The sequence below is a fragment of the Micromonospora sp. SD12 genome (assembly GCF_052068495.1).
GTDB lineage: Bacteria > Actinomycetota > Actinomycetes > Mycobacteriales > Micromonosporaceae > Micromonospora > Micromonospora echinofusca.
This window is the reverse complement of sequence record NZ_JBQHDF010000001.1, coordinates 408792-432297: the sequence shown is the minus strand read 5'-3', so window position 1 is coordinate 432297 and position 23506 is coordinate 408792. Positions and strand designations below refer to the sequence as shown.

Genomic DNA, 23506 nt, shown 5'->3' with positions numbered 1-23506 from the left:
TGGAAGGATGGAATTCGTGGGAACTGCGTTGGCTGAAATGACTATGCCTCAGATCTCGCCGCTTGCCGGCGAGCCGATCGAACGTGCCGATGCCGAGCGTCTCGCGGGGGTCCTCAAGGCCCTCGCCGACCCCGCTCGACTGCGGCTGCTCAGCCTGATCCAGTCGGCGCCCGAGGGCGAGGCGTGCGTGTGCGACCTGACCGCACCCCTCGGCCTCTCGCAGCCGACGGTCAGTCACCACCTGCGCATCCTCACCGAGGCCGGCTTGCTGGAGCGGGAGAAGCGTGGTGTCTGGGCCTACTACCGGCTGGTGCCGACGGCGATCGCCACGATCGCCGATCTGCTGACGCCGCCGCGCAAGCGCGCCACCAAGAAGGCGCGCTGACCTTCACCGATCGTCCGGTGCCATTCCCGAACGGGAACGGCACCGGACGGCCGGGCGGTCAGTGCTTGCCGTAGTGCTCGCGGGTCTCCCGGATCGCCTCCTCGGCGGCGGCGATCTCCTGCGGGGTGGTGCCCCGCTTGGCGGCCATCCGTGCCCGGAGCAGTTCGACGGCGATCGGGACCACCGAGATCAACACGATGGCGATCAGGATCGCCTCGATGTTCGCCTTGACGAACGGGATCTGGCCCAGGAAGTAGCCGAGCACCGTCACACCCGTGCCCCAGAGCACGCCGCCGATCACGTTGTAGATCACGAACGTGCGGTAGTTCATCCGGCTGACCCCGGCCACGATCGGCGTGAACGTCCGCACGATCGGCACGAAGCGGGCCAGCACGATGGAGCGCGCGCCGTACTTCTCGAAGAAGTCGTGCGCCTTGAGCACGTTCTCCTGCTTGAACAGCTTCGAGTTGGGCCGGCGGAACAGCGCGGGGCCGACCTTGCGGCCGAACGCGTACCCGACCTGGTCGCCGGCGATCGCCGCGATGGTGATGAGCAGGCAGACCAGCCACAGCGGGTAGGTGATGTACTTCCCGTCCGCGGTGAGCAGCCCCGCCGTGAACAGCAGCGAGTCGCCCGGCAGGAAGAACCCGATCAGCAGGCCGGACTCGGCGAAGACGATCACCAGGATGCCGATCAGCCCGAACGTCGAGATCAACACCTCTGGATCGAGCCAACTCGGCCCCAGGGCCAGGGTGGTGGTGGGCGTCGGCACGAGGCGACCTCCGAAGTATGCCGGTCGGTGACGGAACGTCCGTAGTCTAGGTGGCTGCCCCCCACGCCGGTGCTCGACGTCACAGCCGGGGGTCGACCGGCTCGGACTCGCAGGCCAGGATCGCGAAGACCAGCTCGTGGCGGCGCCACAGCGGAGCACCGGCGACCAGCGCGTCCAGCGCCGCGAGCCCCAGCCCGTGCTCGCGCAGCGCCATCCCCCGCTTGCGCCCCAGCGACCGGCGGCGCAGCGCGGCGAGCTGCTCCGGCTCGTCGTAGCCCGGCCCGTAGATGATCCGCAGGTACTCCCGGCCCCGGCACTTGATGCCCGGCTGGAGCAGCGAGCCCCGCTCGGTGCGGGCCGCCGGCCCGGCGTACGGCTTCACCACCATGCCCTCGCCGCCGGCCGCCGTCAGCGCCAGCCACCACTCGGTGGCCGCCACCTCGGCGGCCGGGTCGGCCAGGTCGACGACCTCGCGGCGCGTCGGCGTGAAGAACTCCGGGTCGGCGGCGCAGAGCCGGTCGGCCAGCCCCAGGTGCCAGCCGTGGTCCCGGTCGGCGTAGCTGGCCTTCGCGCCGGCCAGCACCGCGAACGGGGCCAGGGTCACCCCGCGCAGCCCGTCGGTCGGCCCCACGTACGCCCGGTAGGCCTCGGAGTAGGCCAGGATCTCGTCGCGGCGGCGGGCCATCCGGTCGCGCAGCCCGTCCACGGGCAGGCCCCGACCGGCCGCCGCCTCCAGCGCGGCCAGCGCCGCCGGGAGCGCGGCCCGGCCGGCGGCGCCGACCCCGGCGTACTGCTCGCGGATCAGGCCGCCCGCCTTCGCCGACCAGGGCAGCAGCTCGCAGTCGAGCAGCAGCCAGTCGGTGCCCAGCTCGTCCCAGAGCCCCGCCCCGCCGACCGCCGTGCGTACCCGGTCGAGCAGTTCCGCGTCGAGCGGCGCCCCGAAGAACGGGCGGCCGGTGCGGGTGTGCACCACTCCGCCGCCCGGCCCGAACGGCCCGCCGTCGGCCTCCCGGCAGACGAGCACCACCGCCCGCGAGCCCATGTGCTTCTCCTCGCAGACCACCCGGTCCACCCCCGCCGCGCGGTAGTCGGCGAACGCCTGCGCCGGGTGCTCCAGGAAGCCGCCCGCCGTGGCCGTCGAGCAGGGCGCCATCGTCGGCGGCAGCCACGCCAGCCAGCGCGGGTCGACCGCGAAGCGGCTCATCACCTCCAGCGCGGCGGCGGCGTTCTCCGCCGGCACCGTCAGCGACCCGTACGCGTGCTCGATGTGCCGCCGGCCGGTCACGTCGGTCAGCTCCAGCACCTGGTCCGGCCGGGCCGGTGCGGCGGACAGCGGGCGGACCGGGGCGTACCACTCCCGCTCGGCCGGCACCGAGACCAGCTCCTTCTCCGGGTAGCGCAGCGCGGTGAGCCGGCCGCCGAAGACGCAGCCGGTGTCGACGCAGATCGTGTTGTTCACCCACTCCGGCACGGCGGCCGGCGTGTGCCCGTAGACCACCATCGCCGAGCCCCGGTACTCCCGCGCCCACGGGTAGCGCACCGGCAGCCCGTACTCGTCGGTCTCGCCGGTGGTCTCGCCGTAGAGCGCGAACGAGCGCACCCGGCCCGACGCGCGGCCCTGGTAGGCCTCCTTCAGCCCGGCGTGCGCGACCACCAGCCGGCCGCCGTCGAGCACGAAGTGGCTGACCAGGCCGTCGATGAAGCTCGCCACCTCGGCCACGAAGGCGTCCGGTTCCGCCGCCAGCTGCTCCATCGTCTCGGCCAGCCCGTGGGTGAGCCGCACCTCGCGGCCGCGCAGCCGGCGCAGCAGCTTCTGCTCGTGGTTGCCGGGCACGCAGATCGCGTGCCCGGCGGCGACCATGCCCATCACCAGGCGGAGCACGCCGGGGGAGTCCGGGCCGCGGTCCACCAGGTCACCGACGAAGACGGCGGTACGCCCCGACGGGTGCGTCGCGTCCACCGGCCGGCCCCGCTCGTCGCGGCGCAGCTCCCAGCCGAGCCGGACGAGCAGCGCCTCCAGTTCGGCGCGGCAGCCGTGCACGTCGCCGACGATGTCGAACGGGCCGGCCAGCTCGCGCCGGTCGTTGAACAGCTTCTCGCAGCGGATCTCGGCGGCGTCGATCTCCTCGACGCCGCGCAGCACGTGCACCTTCCGGAAGCCCTCCCGGGCCAACTGCCCGTACGAGCGGCGCAGGTCGCGCTGCATCCGGGTGAGCACCTGCCGGCCGAAGGTGCGGTCGGCGCGGCCCTCGGTGCGTTCCCAGGCCAGCGCCTCCGGCACGTCCAACACGACGGCGACCGGCAGCACGTCGTGCTCGCGGGCCACCCGCACCAGGGCGGCCCGGGCGTGCGGCTGGAGGTTGGTCGCGTCGACGACGGTGAGCCGGCCCCGGCGCAGCCGTGTGGCGGCGACGTGGTGCAGCGCCTCGAAGGCGTCGGCGGAGGCGGACTGGTCGTTCTCGTCGTCGGCCACCATCGCCCGGAACGTGTCCGAGGAGAGCACCTGGCTGGGCGCGAAGTGCCGGCGCGCGAAGGTGGACTTGCCGGAGCCGGAGACGCCGACGAGTGCGACCAGGGCCAGCTCGGGGATGTCGAGGGTGGTCACGGGTTCTCCTTCCGGGTCAGCACGACGAGCTGGGTGGGGGCGCCGACCTCGGGATCGTCGTCGCCGACCCCGCCGATCGCGGCGGTGTAGCCGTACGTGGCGCACACCCGGTCGACCCAGGCGGTGAACTCCGCGCGGGTCCACTCGAAGCGGTGGTCGGCGTGCCGGAACCGCCCGGCGGGCAGCCCCTCGTAGCGGACGTTGTACTCGACGTTCGGCGTGGTCACCACGACGGTCGCCGGACGGGCGTGACCGAGCACGGCGTCCTCCAACGCCGGCAGCCGGGACGGGTCGACGTGCTCGATCACCTCCATCAGCACCGCCGCGTCGTACCCGCGCAGCCGGTCGTCCCGGTAGGTCAGCGCCGACTGCGACAGCCGGATCCGGTCCCGCTGCCGCTCGGGCAGCCGGTCCAGCCGCAGCCGCCGGCCGGCCAGGGTCAGCGCGTGCGTGGACACGTCGGTGCCGACGATCTCGGTGAACCGGCGGTCGCCGACCAGCGCGGCGAGCAGGGCACCGCCGCCGCAGCCGAGGTCCAGCACCCGGCTCGCACCCGCCTCGGCCAGCGCGCCGAGCACCGCCTCCCGCCGTCGCGCGGCCAGCGACGCCCGCCGGGCGGCGACCTGCACGCCCCCGTCCCCGCCGCTCGCCTCGTCGCCGTTCGTCGCGTCGCCGGTCGCCTCGTTCCCGGTCGCCTCCACCGTCGGCTCGGCGGCCGGCTCGTCGGTCGGCCGCCGCTCGGCGAGCCGGGCCATGGCCAGGCCGGCGAGGGCCCGCCGGTGCGCCAGGTAGCGGCGGGTGATCACGTCACGCTCCGGGTGCGCGGCCAGCCAGCCCTCGCCGGCCCGGAGCAGCTTGTCGACCTCGTCCGGAGCGATCCAGTAGTGCTTGGCGTCGTCCAGCACCGGCATCAGCACGTAGAGGTGGTTGAGCGCGTCGGCGACGCGCACCGTGCCGGTCAGCGTCAGGTCGACGTACCGGCTGTCGCCCCACTCCGGGTGCCGCTCGTCGAGCGGGATCGGGGCGGCGGTCACCGCCCAGCCGAGCGGGCCGAACATCCGGACGGCCACGTCCGCGCCGCCCCGGCACCGCAGCACCGGCACCCGCACCTGAAGCGGGATCGGTGTGCGGGCCAGCTCGGGGCGCTCGCGGGACTCGCCGCGCAGGGCCGAGCGGTACACCTTGGACAGCGCGGAGGAGAGCAGGCTGGACGCCGCGTACGGCCGGTCGTTGACGTACCGCCCGAGGGTGAAGCTGTCGGGGGTCGGGGCCTGCTGCCGGCCGCGGCCCTTGCCCCGCGCGCCGGCCAGCCGCAGCGGGTCGACGTCGAGCAGCAGGGCAGCGGTGCAGCGCTGCTCGCCGGCCTCCGGGTAGAACACGTGCGCGGTGCCGACGGGCACGTCGAAGGAGTGCGCGCGGTCGGGGTGCTTGATCAGCAGGTGTCCGAGGTCGGTCGCCGGGCGGTGCGTGGTGGTCAGGGTGAGCAGCACGCGCCCATGGTCTCAGCCTCGTCGATCTTGCGTCGTCCCGTTTTCGGGTGCTCGACGGGTGGGGTTTCCGGGGGAGCCCCGCCCGCTCCGGGCGGTCAGGCTTGATCCCTGCGCGGGCGGGGCTCCCCCGGAAACCCGTCGTGGACCCGGTTCGTCCGGTGGCTGCGGCCAGCTGGGGTGGGGGCGCGTGCGGTCGGGTGGGTGTCTGGGTGGGGCGCGTGCTGTCGGGGTGGGGGTCCGGGGGTGGGTGTATGGGCGGGTGTGGATGTGGCGGTGCCCCGCCGGCCTGGGGTCGGCGGGGCACCGGTGGTGCGGGTGGATCAGGCGACGAAGCGGGTCTTGCGGCGCTTGGTCACCACGTAGCCGCCGACGCCGGCGACGAGCAGCAGCCCGCCGATGCCGGCGATCAGGCCGGTGGACCCACCGGTGATCGGCAGGGTGCCGCCGTCACCGTCACCGTCACCGCCGCCGTTGCCGCCGGTCGCGTTCACCAGGATCTTGGCGGCGTCGTTGGCGGGCTTGAGGTCGTCGTGGAAGCCGCCCTCGCACTCGCACGGGACGTTGACCTTGACCGCGCCGGTCGCGTTGTCGATCACCTTGTCGATGCGCAGCCGGAACTCCACGGTCAGCGCCTCCCCGGCGGGCGCGAACGGGCCCGGGTAGCAGCGGTACTCGCGGGCACCAGGCGTGCCGGCCTCGGAGTAGTCCGTCCTGTCGCCCACGCGGGGCGCACAGTCGCCGGGCACCTCGACGGCGGTGGTGCCCTCCGGCACGGTGACGTTCACGTAGGTGACGTCTGAGTCCGTGCGGAAGTTCTCCAGCGTCGCCGGACCGTTGTTCCGGAAACCGACGGTGGCCGTCACCACCTTGCCGGCCGCGCCGTCCAGCTTGTCGCCGATCGCCTCCAGGTCGGCGCCGTTCTTCCCGGTGATCTCGATCAGCATCGGGGAGAAGTCGTTGTTGGGATCGGTGTCCGTCTGGGCGGCCCGGGCGGCCATGGCGGAGGCCTTGGCCAGGGTCAGCTTCGCGCCGGCGCCACCTCGGGTGGCCTTCGCCCCGGAGGCCTCGCGGACCGCGAAGAGTTCCTCGAAGTCACTGGGGGTCATGAACCGGGTGTTGCCGTACGCGTTCGACGGCGCGTAGGCGTCCTCGGCGATCCGGTAGTTCAGCGTGGTGGTGCGTCCCTCACCGGCCGGGATCTCCTCATCGAACTTGCAGGCGATGACGAAGTCCTCGGCGTAGAGGCAGTTGCTGAACTTGTCCCTGGCGCGGACCGGGTAGTCGTTGTCGAACAGCGCGACCACACCCTTGGCGGTCGTCTGGCCGATGTTGGCGACGGTCAGGTCCGCCTCGAACGAGCCGCCGACCGCAGCCTTGAACTGCTGCTCGGGGCCGCCTGCCAGATCGACGCCCTCGCCGACGCGGATCTTCGCCGTGTAGGTCGCCCGCTCCTTGCCGCCGACCTGGAAGCTGATCTTCAGGCTGCCGGCGTCGTCGAGCTTCGCCTTGTCGGTGGCGACGATCTCCAGGTCGTTCAGCCAGGCGCCGTAGTACTCGTCCACCTGGACCGGAAGGTGCTCGCGGCAGACGAGCACGCCGGCCTCGGGGGTCTCGCAGTCGTTTCCGTCGAACACCGGGTCCAGCGTGACCTTGCCGGCCAGTGACCGGTAGTCGTACCGGACGCTGACGTCGTGGAGCATGGTCGGCACTTCGGTGTAGAGCTGAAGCGTCCGGACCTTCCCCGGCGCGTCGAGCGCGACGGTGGTGTCCGGGAAGTAGAGCTCGATGTCGTCCGGCGCGGCGGCGGCGGGGCTGGCGGAGGCGGCGACGAGCGCGCCTGCGACGCCCAGCCCGGCCAGCCAGCGCCGGGTGGAGTGCGTGAGCATGTGGGGGGTTCCTCCCGTGGGAATGCCAGGAGTGGCCAGCGGATCTTAAGGACTCCTTAAGAGCTGCCGCTGCCCGGTCCGCCCCACCGGGGCAAACATCGACCGAACAGCTGACCAGGACCGCCGCAACGTTCCGGCCGCCCGCATCCGTCATCAGGAGCAGGAGTCCGGGAGGTGCAGTGACGTACGAGGAGTTCGCCGACTCGCGGCTGGCCGCGCTGCTGCGGTACGCGGTCATGCTGACCGGCGATCCGCACCAGGCGCAGGACCTGGTGCAGGACACCATGGTCCGGGTCCAGCTCAACTGGCGTCGGGTGGCCCGCGCCGACTCGCCCGAGCGTTACGTCCGCCGGATGCTGACCAACCAGTACGTCGACTGGCGACGGGGCTCCTGGATGCGGCGGGTGCTGCTGCGCGCCGATCCCGACGACGCGGTGCCGGCGCCGGCCGACCACGCCCAGCACGCAGTGGAGCGGGACCAGGTCTGGTCCTGGCTGTCCCGGCTGCCCCGCCGGCAACGGGCCACGCTGGTGCTGCGCTACTACGAGGACCTGCCCGACGCGGAGATCGCCGACATCCTCGGCTGCGCTGTCGGGACCGTGCGTTCGTCCATCTCCCGCGCCCTGGCCACGCTGCGCGCCGAATACGTGGAGGCCCGATCGTGATCGAGGACGACCTGCGTGCCGCCTTCGCCCGGCACGAAGCCCTGGCTCCGCCCGTCGGCCCCCTGCGGTCGGCCATCGACCGGCTCGCGGCAGCCCGCCGCCGTCGTCGGCTGCGGCTACGGGCCGGCGGTGCCGCGCTGGCCCTGCTCGGCGTACTCGGGATCGGGGTACCCCAGCTCACGCCGGACCGGGTCGCCGGCGACGCCACCCTGCTCGCCGAGCCCACCGGACCGGCACCGACGGACGCGCTGAACTTCCTGCTGCTCGGCGCGGACGGCTCGGCGAAGGAGCCCGCCCGGATGGCGGACTCGATCCTGCTGGTGCACATCCCGGCCGACCGCAGCCGGCCGTACCTCATCTCCCTGCCCCGCGACCTGGCGGTGTCGATTCCCGGGCACGGGACCGACAAGCTCAACGCCGCCTTCCTGCACGGCGCCGGCGAGGGCCGGCCCGACCCGAAGGGCGGCTACGAGCTGACCCGCCGGGTGGTCACCGACCTGACCGGCGTACGCGTGGACGCCGGCGCGGTGCTCACCTACCCGGTGCTGCGCCGGCTCACCGACGAGGTCCGTGGCGTGGAGGTCTGCCTGCCGCGCGAGGTGCGCTCCGTCCACACGAAGCGGGTCTTCCCGAGCGGCTGCCAGCGGCTCGACGGCGCCGCCTCGGTCGACCTGCTGCGGCAGCGGCGGGGACTGCCCGAGGGCGGGCTCGACCGGGACCGGCACACGCAGCTCTTCGCCGCCGGGTTGATCCGGCAGGCCGGTGAACAGGGGGTGTTGACCAACCCGGTCAGGCTTCTCACCCTGTCCGACATCGTCGCCGCGGACCTGATGACGGACGGCGACGGCACGACTCTCGTGGACCTGCTGAGGGTGCTTCCGGATCTGAAGTCCGTCGACCCGGTCGGGCTCAGTTTCCCGGTCGGGCCGCCGGAGGGCCTCGGCTGGCGGCTGTCACCGGATCCGGAGCAAGCCCCGGCGTTCCTCGCGGCGTTGCGGGAGGACCGGCTGGCGCAGTGGGCGGCGCGGCATCCGGACCGGGTCAACCGCACCCGCTGACGCGCGGGCCGGACGCCACCGGGACCGTCCGGCGTCGTCCGGCCCGCGTACGGCTCAGCGGTAGTCGTCCTCGTCGGCGGCGACCACCCGCGCCTGCTCCATCGCGTCCCAGTCGCCGACCTCCAGGCCACGGTGGGGCTCGGTGTCGGCGTCGCCCGGATCGACCACGGCGGCCTGCTCGACCGCGTCGGCCGGCTCGGCCTCCATGTCGCGCTCCTCGGGGCTGAGGTGGTCGCTGGGTGCGAAGTCCTCTTCGGGCTGACCCATATCAGTCCCTCCCGGGATCTCGGCGGACAGTTCCCCACACACCGTACGGGTTGCACCCGCCCGCCGCTCGGAAGCCGAGTCGACCGAATCGGCCCACCGGCCGGTGCCCCCGGTGCCAGGATGGGACGGTGGGCTTCCTGATCCGGCTGGTGATCACCGCCGTCGCGCTGTGGGTGACCACGCTGGTCGTGCCCGGGGTGGAGGTGAGCGGCCGGTCCGGCACCAGCTCCGCCCTCACGCTGGTCGTCGTGGCCCTGATCTTCGGCGTGGTGAACGCGGTGCTCAAGCCGCTGATCAAGGTGGTCGGCTGCGTCTTCTACCTGCTCACCCTCGGCCTGTTCGCGCTGGTGGTCAACGCCCTGCTGTTCCTGCTGACCGACTGGATCGCCCGGGCGCTGGACCTGCCGTTCCACGTGGACGGTTTCTGGGCCGCGTTCTGGGGTGCCATCGTGATGGCCGTGGTGACCTGGCTGATCAGCGTCGTCGTGCCCGACAGGTGGGAGGGGCGGTGACGAGGCGGCCAGGGACCGGGCGCGTACCGGGTCGGTTGTGCCGGCCCCCGTCTTCTACGGGATACTGCCGACGGTGGACAGCGCGGTCCGGCGCACCCAGGGACAACAGCGGCCGGTGACGGCCGACAGCGGTAAGTAAGGAGCGTTCGACATGCCCATCGCTTCCCCCGAGACCTACGCGGAGATGCTGGACCGCGCCAAGGCCGGCCGGTACGCGTACCCCGCGATCAACGTGACGTCCTCGCAGACCCTGAACGCGGCGCTGAAGGGCTTCGCCGACGCGGAGAGCGACGGCATCATCCAGGTCTCGACCGGTGGCGCGGAATACCTCTCCGGCCCCTCCGTGAAGGACATGGTCACCGGCGCGGTGGCGTTCGCCGCGTACGCGCACGAGGTGGCCAAGAAGTACCCGGTCAACATCGCCCTGCACACCGACCACTGCCCGCAGGAGAAGCTGGACAAGTTCGTCCGGCCGCTCATGCAGATCTCCAAGGAGCGGGTGGCCGCCGGCCAGGAGCCGCTGTTCCAGTCGCACATGTGGGACGGCTCGGCCGTGCCGGTGGCGGAGAACCTCCAGATCGCGGCCGAGCTGCTCGACCGGGCCGCCGAGGCCAAGATCGTCCTTGAGATCGAGGTCGGCGTGGTCGGTGGCGAGGAGGACGGCGTCGAGAACGCCATCAACGACAAGCTCTACACGACCGTCGAGGACGGCCTGGCCATGGTCGAGGCGCTCGGCCTGGGCGAGAAGGGCCGCTACATGGCGGCGCTGACCTTCGGCAACGTGCACGGCGTCTACAAGCCGGGCAACGTCAAGCTCCGCCCCGAGATCCTCAACCAGATCCAGGAGGCGGTGGGCGCCAAGTACGGCAAGGAGAAGCCACTCAGCCTGGTCTTCCACGGCGGCTCCGGCTCGCTGCTCTCCGAGATCCGCGAGGCGCTGGACTACGGCGTGGTGAAGATGAACATCGACACCGACACCCAGTACACCTTCACCCGGCCGGTCGCGGACCACATGTTCCGCAACTACGACGGCGTGCTCAAGGTGGACGGCGAGGTCGGCAACAAGAAGATGTACGACCCGCGGGTCTGGGGCAAGGCCGCCGAGGCCGGCATGGCCGCCCGGGTCGCGGAGGCCTGCGAGCACCTGCGCTCGACGGGCACCACGCTGGCGAAGTGACGCGCTGACGCGTACGACCGACGGCCGGCTCCCCGCCCCGGGAGCCGGCCGTCGGCGTGTCCGGGGCCGTCAGGGCGTCGCGGTGAGCACCCGGACGGCCTCGTGGACGTCGTCGGTGAGGTGCACGGAGGACGACAGGTCGCCGAAGGGCGAGGCGCCCAGCAGCGGCCGCAGCAGCGCCTCCACCGGAAGCTCGTGCGTCCAGTACGCGCGGTCCAGGAAGACGTACGCGCCGCTGGCGCCGTCGGTGCCGTAGTAGGTCTTCGTGGCGGCCTGGAACACCTCCTGCACCGTGCCCGCCCGCCCCGGGGCGAAGACGATCCCGCCCCGGGCCAGCCGCAGGATGGTGTCCTCGCGGATGGCGTTGGAGAAGTACTTGGCGATCCGACCGGCGAAGAGGTTCGCCGGCTCGTGCCCGTACAGCCAGGTCGGGATGGCCAGCCCGCCCGCGCGGGCCCAGTCCACGTCGCCGCGGGCCAGCTCCGCGGAGTCGGCGCGGGAGACGCTGCCGGGGTCGGCGGCCTCGGGTCGGGGCAGCGCCACCGGCCGGCCGTAGAGTTCCCGGACCCGCAGCGCCACCGCCGTGTAACGGTCGTGGTCGGTGAAGTCGGGCGCCGTGGCGAGCAGGTCGATCGCGGCGTCCAGGTCCTCGACCGGCCGCAGCGCGAGGTGGGCGCCGAGGTTGGCGGCCTCCATCACCCCGGGGCCGCCGCCGGTCACCACCAGCCGGTCGGCCCGGGCCAGCTCCCAGCCCAGCACCGCCGCCATCCGGTACGGCGCGCTGCCGCGCGGCACCGCGTGCCCGCCCATGATTCCCACCACCGACTGCGGCCCGTGGGTGGCCAGCCAGGCGCGGGTGGCGTCGGCCAGCGCGTTGTCCACGCCGTGGTCGTGCAGCCGCTGGCCGAGCGCCTCCCGGACGTCCGGCAGCGCCCCGCCGTGCGCCCGGAAGTGCTCGTAGACCCGGGTGTCGTACATCCCGGCGAAGCCGCCCTCGGCGAAGCCGGCGGCCAGGTCCTCCGGCGTGTAGAGGTGGGACGGCTGCGTCGGGTAGGGCAGTCCGGAGAACGGCGGTACGACGTTCGCGCCGCGCCGGACCAGGTCGGCGCCGACCTCGCGGGAGGCGAAGCGGCAGCCCACGAAGAGGGTGCCGGTCACTTCGGCGGCGGTGAGGTCGGGGACGGGATCGAGGTCGAGCCGCAGCCCCTGCACGGTCAGCCCGACCAGGCTGCCGGTGGTCAGCCGCCGGTCGAACTCGGCGCGGGTCTCGATCTCGTCGGTGCAGGTGTGCGGCTCGATGACGTCCGCGGGAGGTGGGGTCGGCACCCTGGCCATCCTGCCCCGCCGCGTCAACCGGCCAAACCTGCGCCGGCCCGCCGCCCGATCCGGGCCGGACCGACGGAAGCCCGGCGGTCGTGGCCGCCGGGCTTCCGCAGTACCCGGTCCTGGGGAGGCTCCGGACCAATAGTTGTAGTCGAAAGTATCGGCCGGGGGCATGGGCCGCAGGCGTGACCAACTCCTCAGCCGTTCAGCCAGCCGGCTCGCCCAACCCCCTCGCGCACCCCGGTGCGAAGCGGGTTGAATGGGGCGATGCAGAACCTGTTGCCGGAACCACCGGCCACCCTCCTCCCCGCGCACGACGAGGCCGACGCCGCTCTGGCCGCCGCTGAGAAGGCCGGCAGCGACGAGGCCCACGCCGAGGTGGCGGCGCGCTTCCCGACCTACAGCGCCGGCTGGGGTTCGCTGGCCGCGCGGGCCCTCACCGCCGGCCAGGTCGTCCCGGCGTACGCCTACGCGCGCACCGGCTACCACCGGGGCCTGGACCAGCTGCGCCGCAGCGGCTGGAAGGGCTTCGGTCCGGTGCCGTGGTCGCACGAGCCGAACCAGGGCTTCCTGCGCTGCCTCTACGTGCTGTCGCGGGCGGCCGACGAGATCGGCGAGTCCGACGAGGCGGCCCGCTGCGCCCAGTTCCTCCGCGACTGCGACCCCGCCGCCGCGGACGCGCTGGCCAGCAACTGACGTCGGGTCCGACGGCCGGCGCGGCTCAGCCCGCCCCGGCCGTCGGCTCGTCCAAGCCTCTGGCCGTCCACCTGGCGGCCCCCAGGTCGCCCGGTGGCGTGACCGGGGACACCGGCGACGCCCTACAACCCCTCCGCGACGGCGGCGGCGATCTTCAGCCAGGCGTCCCGGGTGGCTGCGGAGAGCCCGCCGTACCGGATCGGCTCGCCGGTGTCGATGAGGCGCTCGTACGGCGCGAGCAGCACCGCCCGGGTGCGCGCCGCGAAGTGCTCCTGGATCGCCGGCAGGTCGATCTCCTTGCGTGACGGCGGCATCGAGACCACGGTGACCGCCTGCCGGACCAGCCGCTGCCGGCCGCTCTGCTCCAGGTGGTCCAGCATCCGCGCGGCCGTCTCCGCCGAGTCGTTGCGGGCCGACATGGTGACCACCAACTGGTCGGTGGCGTCCATCGCGGCCTGCCAGTTCTGGGCCCGGACGTTGTTGCCCGTGTCCACGAAGATCAGCTTGTAGAACCGGCTGACCACCTCGCGGATCTCGGCGAACGCGGCGGCGGTGAGCATCTCGCCGCCGGTGGCCGACTCGTCCGAGGCGAGGACGTCGAACATCCCCTCACCCTGCGAGCGGACGTACTGCGACAGGTCACCCACCCGCCCGTGCGCGCCCTGGAACTGGCCCAGGTCCCGCAGCATGTCCCGCACCGTACGGGAGTGGAAGTCCTGCTGGGCGCGCATCCCGAGGGTGCCCTGGGTCTCGTTGTTGTCCCAGGCCAGCACGTAGCCGCCGCGCTTCTGGCCGAACGTCATCGCCAGCAGCAGGATGGCCACCGTCTTGCCGGCGCCGCCCTTCGGGTTCACCACGGTCACCTGGCGCAGCCCGCCGAAGTTGCGGCGTACCGTCTCGATGTCCCGTCGCACCTCCTGCTCGTGGCGGCCGGGCGGCAGCCGCAGCCCCATCCGGTTGACCACCGCCCGTACGCCCATCGTGGCCACCGGTTCGGCGGGCCGCACCTGCCGGCGGCGGGCGAAGTCCTCGGCGGTCGGCGGGTCGGTGATCGCCGGATGCCAGGTGGCGTCGGGCTGCGCCGGCGGTACCGCGGTGACCCCCTCCGCAGGCTGGTACGCCTGCTGCGGAGCCGGGCCGCCCGGGGCGGCCTGCGGCCAGGGCGGCGGATACCACCCGGGCGGGTACGGCCCGGGCGGCGACGCGCCCTGCTGCGGCGGGTACGGCCCGGCCTGGGATGGCGGGTACGGCCCGGCCTGCTGCGGCGGGTACGGGCTGCCCTGCTGCGGCGGGTAGGGCCCGGGCGGTGCGGCCTGCTGCGGTGCGACCGGGTCGGCTCCGAAGCCCGGCTGGGGTGAGTCCGGGCCGGCCCCGGGGCCGGGCTCGGACGTCGTTGGGGCGGCCCCGAAGTCCGGCTCGGGTGCTGTCGGGTCGGGTCCGGGATCGTGCCCGGGCGCTGCCGGGTCGGTCCCGAGGTCCGTGGCGGGCCCGACCGGCGGGTCCTGCCCAGCGTGCGGGTCCTGCCCAGCCTGGCCCTGCGGGCCCGGGCCGTGGAGAGCGTCGGTCCGGGGCGGGGCCTGCTCGCCCGGGTGCCACGGGTGCGGGCCCTGGTCGGCCGGGCCGCGCTGGCTCGGGTACTGCTGGGCGACCTGTCGGGGTTCGGCAGCCTGGGACGCGGGCGTCGGGCCGGCGGCACCGGGCCCCGGCCCGGGCTCGGCGGCCGCAGCGGCGGGGCGCTGTGGCGGCTGCGCCCACGGCGACTCCGCCGGCATCCGCGAACCGCCGCCCGGTACCGGACCGCCGCTCGTCACCCCGCCGCCAGCACTCCCGTTGGCCGGACCGCCGCCAACGGTGCTCCCCGAGCCGCCGGCACTTCCGTTGGCCGGGCCGCCGGCACTCCCGTTCGGAGGACTGCCGGCACTCCTGGTGGCCGGGCCGCCGGCGCTTTCGTCCGGGGAGTTGTCGTTCGTCGCCGTGATTCCGTTCGCCCGGTCGCCGGTCTCGTACCCTCCCGTCGAGAGGCCGTCGGGCGTCGTCGCGTCGGCGGTCGCACGGAGGTGGTCAGTTCCGGCGGGCTCGCCCGCACCCGGGGAGGTCCGGGCGGCGGTCAGCGGGCGCGGGGACGTGACGGGCACGGGTGCCACTGGCTGGTCGAGGCTGAAGGGCATGTCGAGGTCGACCCGGCCGGGGCCGGTCTGCGGGGCCCGGGGAGCGGGCACGCCTGCGGCCGTCTCCGGCGTGGCCGGTCTGCCCTGCGCGGGCGTCGGCGGCGCCCAGGCCGAGGCGCCCGGCCCCCACGCGGCGTCGGCCGCCGAGGCCCCCGAGGCCGCGACCGATGCGGTTCCCGAGGCGTCGACCGATGGGGGCAACGGGATCGCGGTCGGCGGAGGCCCCGATGCCGTGGCCGATGCGGTCCCCGAGGTCGTGACCGGTGGGGACGACCACCCGGCGCCCGGGCCCTGTGGCGCGGGCGTCCCCTCGCCGGAAATGGAGGCCCCGCCGGGGACGGGTGCCCCGCCGGAGACGGGTGCCCCGCCGGAGACGGGTGCCGCGCCGGGGATCGGCACGCCGCCGGTCAGGGACGGATAGTCGGCCGGCGAGGGCGGCTGACCCGGCCGGACCGGGGGCGGTACGGGGGCCGGGGGTGAGGCGGTCGACGCCCAGGGCGGTGTGCCGGCGCCGATCTGGTCCGGCGGCCAGAGTGGTTCGATGTCCCGCTCCGGCATCGGTTGCTGGCCGGGCGCGTGGACCCGGTCGACGTTCTCGTCCACCACGGTTCCTCCCCATTCCTCCTGCCGAGGATAGGCCCAGTGGCCGCGCCCGGCCGGCCGTCACGGGCCGGTCGCGTCGGTCGCGTCGGGGACGGGCGAGGTCAGCTCGCCCAGACCGCCCAGGCGCCCGGTTCGGTCCACCAGGACCGCTTCCGGCTCAGCTCGCCCTCGGCTCCGTCGTCGAGGAACGGGACCTTCCCCTCGCGGGGCAGCACGGCCACGGCCCGCCCCCGGGCGCGTCGTACCTCCAGCCGCACCCGCTTCCTGCCCAACGCCGAGCGGGTCACCACGGGCACGGCCACCGCCACCTCGACCAGGCCGTCCGTCGGGTCCGGGGCGCCGAGCAGGGCCACGTCGTCGAGCCGGGCGTACCCGCCGGCGTTGCCGATCGCGCAGGCCAGCAGCGGGTCGTCGCCGTTGGAGAGCACGGCGTCGTCCACCTCCACCCGGCCGCGCCAGTGCAGCGGCCGGCCGTCGTCGTCGGCGGCGCCGACGAGCGCGCCGTCCAGGGTCACCGAGCCGCCGTCGTTGCGCAGCAGGTCGAGCCGGCGGGGCGTGCCGTCCAGCACCGCGGCGGCCACCGCCGCCGGATCCCGGGGCAGCCCGAGCTGCGCCGCCAGGTCACGGTGCGTAGTGCTCCGCGCCGGATCGAGCGGGAGTACGCCGATCGGCGGCAGGTCCGGCACCGTCCGGTTGCCGGGCAGGTCGTCGGGGCGGCGGCTCGGCGGTGGGGCGTACCGCCGGACGAGCCGGCGCACGACGGCGCGCAACTGGGCGTCGCTGGCCGAGGCGACCACGAGCCGGGTCTTGGAGTCCGGGTCGGGCCAGGTGAGGCCGTCGGGGCGGGTCGGGCCGTCGAACCGGGCCAGCACCTCGTCGATCTCGGCGTCGGAGCGGGCGGTGACCGTCTCGACGCGGGCGCCCCGGGCGGTGAGCGCGTCCGCGCAGGCCAGCACCGGCACCCGTGGGGTGTCGCAGCGCCCGTCGGCCGTGGTGCCGGCACCGGGGACGCAGGCGTCGGTGGTCGTGCCGCCGGCGGGGGCGCTGGCACCGGCCGTGGTGCTGGCGGTCGCGTGGGCGCCGACCGAGGCGGCCCCCTTCTGAGGCGCGGCCCCCTCGTGAGGCGCTGTCCCCTCGTGAGGCGCCGCGCCGCAGCAGCCGCCGCTGCCGCAGGCCCCGCCGGGCGCGTCGCGCTCCGAGCCGAGGGTGAGCAGCACCACGTCGTACACGAAAAGGCCTCCTGCCTCCCGACGCGACCCCTGCCGGCCGCGCCGCCACTACTTGTTAGCCTGACACCCCGGGCTCGCCGACCGGTCGCCACCTGGCACCCGAGCCTTCTGGAGGCGAGAAGATGCCAGCGATCGTGCTGCTCGGTGCCCAGTGGGGCGACGAGGGCAAGGGCAAGGTTACCGACCTGCTGGGTGAGCGGGTCGACTACGTCGTGCGCTACTCCGGCGGCAACAACGCCGGCCACACGGTGATCACGCCGGACGGCCAGAAGTACGCGCTGCACCTGATGCCGTCGGGCGCGCTCTCCCCGAGCGCGATGATCGTCATCGGCAACGGTGTCGTGGTCGACCCGAAGGTGCTGCTGGCCGAGATCGACGGCCTCGCCGAGCGCGGGGTCGACGTCAGCCGGCTGCGGATCTCGGGCGACGCGCACCTGATCATGCCCCACCACCGCGCCCTCGACCGGGTGGTCGAGCGCTACCTCGGCAGTTCCCGGATCGGCACCACCGGGCGGGGCATCGGCCCCGCGTACGGGGACAAGGTCGCCCGGATGGGCATCCGGCTACAGGACCTGCTCGACCCGGGCATCCTGCGCAAGAAGCTGGAACTGGCGCTGCGCGAGAAGAACCAGCTCCTGTTCAAGATCTACAACCGCAAGGCGATCGACGTCGACGAGACCGTCGAGGAATACCTGCGGTACGCGGAGCGGCTCAAGCCGTACATCGCCGAGACCCGGGTGATGCTCTGGGACGCGCTGGACCGCGGCGAGACGGTCCTGCTGGAGGGCGCCCAGGCCACCATGCTCGACATGGACCACGGCACGTACCCCTTCGTGACCTCGTCGAACCCGACGGCCGGCGGGGCCTGCGTGGGCGCCGGTATCCCGCCGACGGCGATCAGCAAGGTGATCGCGGTCAGCAAGGCGTACACGACGCGGGTCGGCTCCGGGCCGTTCCCGACGGAGTTGTTCGACGACAACGGGCAGCACCTGCGCAAGGTGGGCCACGAGTACGGCACCACCACCGGCCGGGAGCGCCGCTGCGGCTGGTTCGACGCCGTCGTCGCCCGGTACGCCTGCCGCCTCAACGGCGTCACGGACCTGGTGGTCACCAAGCTCGACGTGCTCACCGGCCTGCCGAAGGTGCCGATCTGCGTCGGGTACGAGATCAACGGCGAGCGCTTCGACGACATGCCGATGACCCAGACCGACTTCCACCACGCGACTCCGATCTACGAGGAGCTCGACGGCTGGTGGGAGGACATCACCAAGGCACGCACCGAGGACGAGCTGCCCGAGAACGCGCGCCGCTACATCGCCCGCGTCGAGGAACTCTGCGGCACCCGCGTCAGCGTCGTGGGCGTGGGCCCGGGCCGCGAGGAAAACGTCCTCCGCCACCCCCTCCTCTAACCCCCGCCCCTCCCGGGCAACCTGCGCGTTGACCAAGAGGTTTGTGTCCTGGTCCGGCCTGGATTCGGGCGCAAACCTCTTGATCAACACGGACAGCGTGGGAACAGGGTGGGAGTTGTCCACAGGAGGGGTGCGGAGCGCGGGCGGGTCGCCATCGTGGTGGGGTGAGTGTCGATGTTCTCCGCCGCATCGCCGGTCGCCAGGACGGGATGGTGACGGCGGCGCAGGCGTTGTCCGCCGGCTTCAGTCGGAGCCAGATCCGGCACCTGTGTCGCTCGGGTCGTTGGCTCCGGGTGGCGAGGGGTTGCTTCGTGCTGGCCCTCGAGTTGAGCCCTGCCGCGCTCCGCAGAGCCCGCATCCGGGCCGTTGTCGCCAGCCTGGGGCCGGGCGCCGTCGTCGTTCTCGACACCGCAGCGGAGCTTCATCGGATCGCCGGGCTCCGTCCGGCGTCCGCCATCCACGTGTCGCTGCCGCCGAACCGGCCACGCCCACAGCGGATCACCGACCCCGACGTCGTGGTGCACCAGCTCACCATCGATCCCCACGCCGTGGGCGAGGTCGCCGGGATGCCCGTGACCACCCCGCTGCGGACGTTGGCCGATGTCATCCTCCGGGCGGACCGTTACTCGGCGGTGTGCGTACTTGACTCCGCGCTGAACCGGCAGGTCGTCACCGAGCCCGACCTGGCCCGGATGCCGGCCCTTCTCGTGGGCCGTAGAGGAGCCGTCGCGGCCCGCCGCCACCTGGCTGAGGCCGACGGGCGGGCGCAGTCCCCGCTGGAGACCCGGACGAGGCTGCGGTGCGTCGACGGTGGCGTACCGCCCGACGCACTTCAGTTGGAGGTCCGCGACGGGGACGGCTGCCTGCTCGGCATCGGCGACCTCGGTTGGCGGGCGGCGCGGGTGATCGCCGAGGCGGACGGGCAGGCACCCCACCACACGCCCGGGGCGGTCTTCGAGGACCGGGCGCGGCAGAATCGGCTGGTCAACGCCGGTTGGCGGATCCTCCGCTTCACCTGGGCCGACACGCTGCGCCCCGACTACATCCCCCACACGGTTAAAGCGGCCCTACATCCCTACTGACCCACCCGCTCGGCGGTGATCAAGAGGTTCTGGTCCTTCCCGGGGCGGAAATGGGACGCGAACATCTTGATCAACGGGGCGGGGGGAGGGGGTCAGTAGGATGCGGGTGTGCGCGTACTTCTTCTTGGTGGTGGGGGGCGGGAGCATGCGCTCGCGCTGGGGCTGGCTGCGGATCCGGCCGTCGAGCAGCTGATCGCGGCGCCCGGTAATCCCGGCATCGCTCCGCTCGCGTCATTGCGGGCCGTCGATCCGTGCGATCCGGCGGCCGTCGCCGCGCTGGCGGTGGAGACCGGAGCCGACCTGGTGGTGATCGGGCCGGAGGCGCCGCTGGTGGCAGGGGTCGCCGACGCCGTACGGGCCAAGGGGATCGCCGCCTTCGGGCCGTCCGGGGAGGCGGCCCGGCTGGAGGGCTCGAAGGCGTTCGCCAAGGACGTGATGACCGCCGCCGGCGTACCGACCGCCCGCGCGTACACCTGCACGGACGCGGAGAGCACCGGCAGGGCCCTGGACGAGTTCGGCGCGCCGTACGTGGTGAAGAACGACGGGCTCGCCGCCGGCAAGGGTGTGGTGGTGACCGACGACCGCGCGGCCGCGCTGCGGCACGCCGAGGAGTGCGGCCGGGTCGTCGTCGAGGAATACCTGGCCGGCCCGGAGGTCTCCCTCTTCGTGGTCACCGACGGCGAGGCGGCGGTGCCGCTGCTGCCCGCGCAGGACTTCAAGCGGATCGGCGACGGCGACACCGGCCCGAACACCGGCGGCATGGGGGCGTACGCGCCGCTGCCCTGGGCGCCGTCCGGCCTGGTCGACGAGGTCATGCGCGACGTCGTGCACCCGACCCTGGCGGAGATGACCCGCCGGGGCACCCCGTTCGCGGGGCTGCTCTACGTCGGGCTGGCGATCACCGCCGACGGCCCCCGGGTGATCGAGTTCAACGCCCGCTTCGGTGACCCGGAGACGCAGGTGGTGCTCGCGCTGCTGGAGACGCCGCTGGCCGGGCTGCTGCACGCCGCCGCGACCGGCACGCTGGCCGGGCACCCGCCGCTGCGCTGGCGCGACGGTGCCGCCGTCACGGTGGTGGTCGCCGCCGACGGCTACCCGGCCGCCCCGCGCACCGGCGACGTGATCAACGGAGGTGAGGCGGCGGGGATCATCCACGCCGGCACCCGCCGGGACGCCGACGGGGCGCTGCGTTCCGCCGGTGGCCGGGTCCTCTGCGCCACCGCCACCGGCACCGACCTGCCCGCCGCGCGGGACGCCGCGTACGCGCTGGTGGGTGGGGTGGAGTTGGCCGGTGGGCAGCACCGCACCGACATCGCCTCCGCCGCCGTCGAGGGGCGGATCAGCATTCCGGGCTGACCGGGCAACCTCCACCCTCCCCGCCTCCGTTTGAGCGGTGAGGCGAGGAGGTGGCGGGATTGCCTGCCGACATCGAGGGCTACCGCGAGTACGTCGGGGCGCGGCTGGAACCGCTGCGCCGCACGGCGTACCTGCTCTGCGGTGACTGGCACACGGCCGACGACCTGGTGTCGACGGCGCTGGTCAAGCTGCTGCGGCACTGGCGGCGCGTGTCGCGGATGGACAGCCCCGACGCGTACGTCCGGCGCACCCTGCTGCGGGTCTGGCTCGACGAGCGGCGCCGGCCGTGGCGGCGCGAGGCCGCCTGGGCCGAGGTCCCCGACGGCGCCGTCCGTTCCGCCACCGACGGTGCCGCGGACCGGCTGACCATCCTCGCCCTGCTGGCCGAGCTGCCGCCGCGCCGCCGCGCGGTCCTGGTGCTGCGCTACTTCTGCGACCTGTCCGTGGAGGAGACCGCCCGGGAACTCGGCTGCACCACCGGCACCGTCAAGAGCCAGTCGGCGCGCGCGATCGAGGCGTTGCGGGGCCGCCTCGTCGATGTGCCGGCCCGACCCGAGGGGGCACGCACCGATGGATGAACTCGCCCGGCAGCTACGCACCGCGGTGGCGTCGCCGCCGCCGACCCGGATCGACGTGGACCACCTGATCGCCGCCGACCGGCAGCGCCGCCGTCATCGGACCTGGGCGGCGGCGGGCACCGGGGTCGCGCTGGTAGCCGCAGTCGCGGTGACACCGGCGCTGCTCGCTGGCCCGGCCGCCGGGCCGGCAGGACTCACCCTGCCGGTCGGTGGTGACTCGCCGTCCGCCGACGCGTCGCTCTGTCCGGTGGTGGAACCGGAGCCCAGTGGTCCGCCGGCGCCCCAGCAGTCGTACGACACGAAGCGCGACCGGCCGACCGAGCGCCCCGACGCCGGCGTGGCCCGGCTGACTCTCGTGCTGCGTCCGGCGCTGTCGGCCGTCGTGCCGGCGGGGCTGTCGGTCGACGGCACGATCCCCGGCTGCGACCTGGTCCAGTTCACCTACGAGAAGAGCCACTGGCACTACTACGCCCACGCCCGGCTGACGCGAGGCGGACAGGCCGACAACCTTACGGTGACGCTTGTCCCGACGGCTGCCGATGAGCCCGTCGGCTGCGCCGCTGCTCCCGATTCCCGTACCTGCACCAGTAGGCGCCTGCCGGACGGCGGGACCCTCGCCATCGGCGGGGCCAAGCCCGGTAAGGAGGGCGCTGAGCAGCGCTGGGCGCAGGTGCAACGGACGGACGGCACGACCGTGACGGTGACGACGGACAACTTTGGCGGCGACAGGGACGGTGTGCCGCCGACGTTCCGGTTCGGTCCGCCGCCGGTGCTCACCGTGGCGCAGTTGACGGCCATCGCCACCACGCCCGGGTTGACGCTCCATCCCTGACGCGGGAAGTCAGCCTCGAACGGGTGCGTCCCGGTGCGGGGCGGGCGGCCACAGCTGTTCGACCCGGACGCGCCCCTGTACGCGGGGCGCGTCCCGGTGCGACGCGGGGGCGTACTGCCCGTTGAGCGGGACGCGTTCCTCCACCCGGTTCGTCGGGCCGCCGGGCGGGGCGGGCGGGTAGCGGGGTGGCTCGTCCAGCGCCCGCAGTGCCGGCAGCGGCGCGGCGCCCAGGGTCGCCACCAGCAGCGCCACGGCCAGCACCAGGAAGGCGGTACGCAGGCCGAGCCACTCCACCAGTGGCCCGGCGAGCAGGTAGCCGGCCGGGCCGGCGGCGTACGCGAAGGAGGTCATCACCCCGACCACGCGCCCGCGCAACCGTTCGGGCGTGCGGGTCTGCATGGCGTAGTTGGACAGCGGGTTGACCGGCCCGTACGCGAGCCCGATCGCGACGGCGAAGCCGATCATGGCCGGGAACGGCGGCAGGGTGGCCAGCCCCACGAGGGCCATTCCGATGACGACGAGGGCGATCACCATCAGGGTGTGCCGCCGGATCAGCCGGCCCGCCACCCCGGAGGCGAGCGCACCGACGACTCCGCCGGCGCTCATCGCCATGAGCAGCGCGCCGAGCCGGGCCGGCTCCCCCCGGCCGACGAACCACGCCGGCAGCAGCACCCCCTCGACCGGCAGGTAGAGCGCGGCCAGCACCATCGTGAGCAGCGCGATGGTCCGCAGCAGACGGTCCTGCCAGACGAACCGCAGCCCCTCGACGGTGCCGCGCCACAGCCCGGACGGGGGGCGTTCGGGGCGGCCGGCCCCCGGCAGCCGGACGGCGGCGATCATCGCGACGGCCAGCGCGAAGCCGGTGGCGGTGACCCAGAGCGTCGAGCCGGGGCCGATCGCGGCGATGAGCACGCCGCCGACGCCGGGCCCGATGAGGAAGGCGAGCCCCCATACCGCCTCGTGCACCCCGTTGGCGCGTTCGATGCGCCAGCCAGCGGCCTGTGCGGCGGCCGGCAGCAGGGTCTCCCGGGCGGTCAGGCCGGCCGGGTCGAACACCGCCCCGAGCACGGCCAGCGCCACGATCCAGCCGAGGTTCAGCCCGAGCAGCGCGTCGACCACCGGGATCGCGGCGACCGAGACGGCGGAGAGCGTGTCGGAGACCAGCGCCGTACGCCGCCGGCCGAGCAGGTCCACGACGGTGCCGGAGACGAGGCCGGACAGCAGCAGCGGCAGGGCGGTGGCCGCCGCTACCACGCCGGCCGCGGTGGGGCTGCCGGTGCGTTCGAGCACCAGCCAGGGCAGGGCCACGTTGGCCACCCCGTTGCCGGTGTTGGAGAGCAGTGTCGCCGCCTCGACCAGCAGGAGCGGTGCCATCCGGGGTCGTGGCTGACGGTGACGGGCATGGTGGCGGTG

20 protein-coding genes are annotated in these 23506 nt (G+C 73.9%); 11 read left to right on the top strand and 9 right to left on the bottom strand.

Features of this window, described 5'->3' with window-relative positions; all coding sequences use genetic code 11:
• Positions 1-7 precede the first annotated feature (7 nt).
• Positions 8-385 carry an ArsR/SmtB family transcription factor gene (locus ACTMS2_RS02010; protein WP_089002658.1) on the top strand — a complete coding sequence of 126 codons (378 nt, stop codon included), beginning with the start codon at positions 8-10 and terminating at the stop codon, positions 383-385.
• Between the two features lie 58 nt (positions 386-443).
• Here the strand turns inward: ACTMS2_RS02010 and ACTMS2_RS02005 are convergent, their stop codons facing one another.
• From ACTMS2_RS02005 to ACTMS2_RS01990, 4 genes are all read right to left on the bottom strand, one after another.
• Complete coding sequence (locus ACTMS2_RS02005) at positions 444-1157, bottom strand: DedA family protein (protein ID WP_441173771.1); 714 nt, start codon at positions 1155-1157, stop codon at positions 444-446.
• Between the two features lie 79 nt (positions 1158-1236).
• A complete protein-coding gene (locus ACTMS2_RS02000; protein ID WP_441173770.1) occupies positions 1237-3762 on the bottom strand; it encodes a polynucleotide kinase-phosphatase in 2526 nt (841 codons plus the stop codon).
• Positions 3759-5252: a 3' terminal RNA ribose 2'-O-methyltransferase Hen1 gene (locus ACTMS2_RS01995; RefSeq protein WP_441173769.1), complete on the bottom strand. Its 1494-nt coding sequence runs from the start codon at positions 5250-5252 to the stop codon at positions 3759-3761. The genes ACTMS2_RS02000 and ACTMS2_RS01995 overlap by 4 nt, the downstream gene beginning before the upstream one ends.
• A gap of 320 nt (positions 5253-5572) precedes the next feature.
• Positions 5573-7138, bottom strand: a complete 1566-nt coding sequence (locus ACTMS2_RS01990; protein ID WP_441173767.1) for an LPXTG cell wall anchor domain-containing protein — start codon at positions 7136-7138, stop codon at positions 5573-5575.
• Positions 7139-7317: 179 nt separating this feature from the next.
• On the opposite strand from ACTMS2_RS01990, the gene ACTMS2_RS01985 reads away from it, so the two are divergent.
• A complete protein-coding gene (locus ACTMS2_RS01985) occupies positions 7318-7803 on the top strand; it encodes a SigE family RNA polymerase sigma factor (protein WP_441173766.1) in 486 nt (161 codons plus the stop codon).
• A complete protein-coding gene (locus ACTMS2_RS01980) occupies positions 7800-8861 on the top strand; it encodes an LCP family protein (RefSeq protein ID WP_441173765.1) in 1062 nt (353 codons plus the stop codon). The genes ACTMS2_RS01985 and ACTMS2_RS01980 overlap by 4 nt, the downstream gene beginning before the upstream one ends.
• A 54-nt stretch (positions 8862-8915) precedes the next feature.
• On the opposite strand, the gene ACTMS2_RS01975 is transcribed toward ACTMS2_RS01980, so the two are convergent.
• Positions 8916-9128: a hypothetical protein gene (locus tag ACTMS2_RS01975; RefSeq protein WP_089002653.1), complete on the bottom strand. Its 213-nt coding sequence runs from the start codon at positions 9126-9128 to the stop codon at positions 8916-8918.
• A gap of 128 nt (positions 9129-9256) precedes the next feature.
• Here ACTMS2_RS01975 and ACTMS2_RS01970 point away from each other — a divergent pair, with 128 nt between their 5' ends.
• Together ACTMS2_RS01970 and fbaA are read left to right on the top strand one after the other, a co-directional pair.
• Entirely contained in the window at positions 9257-9640 is a 384-nt protein-coding gene (locus ACTMS2_RS01970; RefSeq protein WP_441173763.1) for a phage holin family protein, read from the top strand.
• 151 nt (positions 9641-9791) lie between these two features.
• A complete protein-coding gene (gene fbaA, locus ACTMS2_RS01965) occupies positions 9792-10817 on the top strand; it encodes a class II fructose-bisphosphate aldolase (protein ID WP_089002651.1) in 1026 nt (341 codons plus the stop codon).
• A gap of 69 nt (positions 10818-10886) precedes the next feature.
• On the opposite strand, the gene ACTMS2_RS01960 is transcribed toward fbaA, so the two are convergent.
• The gene (locus ACTMS2_RS01960; protein ID WP_441173762.1) at positions 10887-12143 is read right to left on the bottom strand and encodes an LOG family protein; all 1257 of its coding nucleotides are present in this window, start codon (positions 12141-12143) and stop codon (positions 10887-10889) included.
• A gap of 264 nt (positions 12144-12407) precedes the next feature.
• On the opposite strand from ACTMS2_RS01960, the gene ACTMS2_RS01955 reads away from it, so the two are divergent.
• Entirely contained in the window at positions 12408-12836 is a 429-nt protein-coding gene (locus tag ACTMS2_RS01955; RefSeq protein WP_441173761.1) for a DUF3151 domain-containing protein, read from the top strand.
• Positions 12837-12958: 122 nt separating this feature from the next.
• Here the strand turns inward: ACTMS2_RS01955 and ACTMS2_RS01950 are convergent, their stop codons facing one another.
• Positions 12959-14608 carry a chromosome partitioning protein gene (locus ACTMS2_RS01950; protein WP_441173760.1) on the bottom strand — a complete coding sequence of 550 codons (1650 nt, stop codon included), beginning with the start codon at positions 14606-14608 and terminating at the stop codon, positions 12959-12961.
• Positions 14609-15708: 1100 nt separating this feature from the next.
• Positions 15709-16836: a hypothetical protein gene (locus ACTMS2_RS01945; protein WP_441173759.1), complete on the bottom strand. Its 1128-nt coding sequence runs from the start codon at positions 16834-16836 to the stop codon at positions 15709-15711.
• 122 nt (positions 16837-16958) lie between these two features.
• On the opposite strand from ACTMS2_RS01945, the gene ACTMS2_RS01940 reads away from it, so the two are divergent.
• From ACTMS2_RS01940 to ACTMS2_RS01920, 5 genes are all read left to right on the top strand, one after another.
• A complete protein-coding gene (locus ACTMS2_RS01940; protein WP_441173758.1) occupies positions 16959-18245 on the top strand; it encodes an adenylosuccinate synthase in 1287 nt (428 codons plus the stop codon).
• 164 nt (positions 18246-18409) lie between these two features.
• Positions 18410-19327 carry a type IV toxin-antitoxin system AbiEi family antitoxin domain-containing protein gene (locus ACTMS2_RS01935; protein ID WP_441173757.1) on the top strand — a complete coding sequence of 306 codons (918 nt, stop codon included), beginning with the start codon at positions 18410-18412 and terminating at the stop codon, positions 19325-19327.
• A gap of 108 nt (positions 19328-19435) precedes the next feature.
• On the top strand, positions 19436-20683 hold the full coding sequence (purD, locus tag ACTMS2_RS01930; protein ID WP_441173756.1) for a phosphoribosylamine--glycine ligase: 1248 nt from the start codon (positions 19436-19438) through the stop codon (positions 20681-20683).
• 50 nt (positions 20684-20733) lie between these two features.
• Complete coding sequence (locus tag ACTMS2_RS01925) at positions 20734-21261, top strand: SigE family RNA polymerase sigma factor (protein WP_441173755.1); 528 nt, start codon at positions 20734-20736, stop codon at positions 21259-21261.
• Positions 21254-22093, top strand: a complete 840-nt coding sequence (locus ACTMS2_RS01920; RefSeq protein WP_441173754.1) for a hypothetical protein — start codon at positions 21254-21256, stop codon at positions 22091-22093. Before ACTMS2_RS01925 ends, ACTMS2_RS01920 begins: the two co-directional genes overlap by 8 nt.
• A gap of 9 nt (positions 22094-22102) precedes the next feature.
• Here ACTMS2_RS01920 and ACTMS2_RS01915 read toward each other — a convergent pair whose 3' ends face one another.
• Complete coding sequence (locus ACTMS2_RS01915; protein ID WP_441173753.1) at positions 22103-23467, bottom strand: MFS transporter; 1365 nt, start codon at positions 23465-23467, stop codon at positions 22103-22105.
• Positions 23468-23506: the final 39 nt, after the last annotated feature.

Excerpts from the sequence above, each read along its gene's own strand:
- ACTMS2_RS02010 (WP_089002658.1), top strand. The coding sequence starts at position 8 with ATGGAATTCGTGGGAACTGCGTTGGCTGAAATGACTATGCCTCAGATC.
- ACTMS2_RS01920 (WP_441173754.1), top strand. The coding sequence starts at position 21,254 with ATGGATGAACTCGCCCGGCAGCTACGCACCGCGGTGGCGTCGCCGCCG.
- ACTMS2_RS01950 (WP_441173760.1), bottom strand. The coding sequence starts at position 14,608 with ATGCCGGCGGAGTCGCCGTGGGCGCAGCCGCCACAGCGCCCCGCCGCT.
- fbaA (WP_089002651.1), top strand. The coding sequence starts at position 9,792 with ATGCCCATCGCTTCCCCCGAGACCTACGCGGAGATGCTGGACCGCGCC.
- ACTMS2_RS01975 (WP_089002653.1), bottom strand. The coding sequence starts at position 9,128 with ATGGGTCAGCCCGAAGAGGACTTCGCACCCAGCGACCACCTCAGCCCC.
- ACTMS2_RS01955 (WP_441173761.1), top strand. The coding sequence starts at position 12,408 with ATGCAGAACCTGTTGCCGGAACCACCGGCCACCCTCCTCCCCGCGCAC.
- ACTMS2_RS01990 (WP_441173767.1), bottom strand. The coding sequence starts at position 7,138 with ATGCTCACGCACTCCACCCGGCGCTGGCTGGCCGGGCTGGGCGTCGCA.
- ACTMS2_RS01915 (WP_441173753.1), bottom strand. The coding sequence starts at position 23,467 with ATGGCACCGCTCCTGCTGGTCGAGGCGGCGACACTGCTCTCCAACACC.
- ACTMS2_RS01940 (WP_441173758.1), top strand. The coding sequence starts at position 16,959 with ATGCCAGCGATCGTGCTGCTCGGTGCCCAGTGGGGCGACGAGGGCAAG.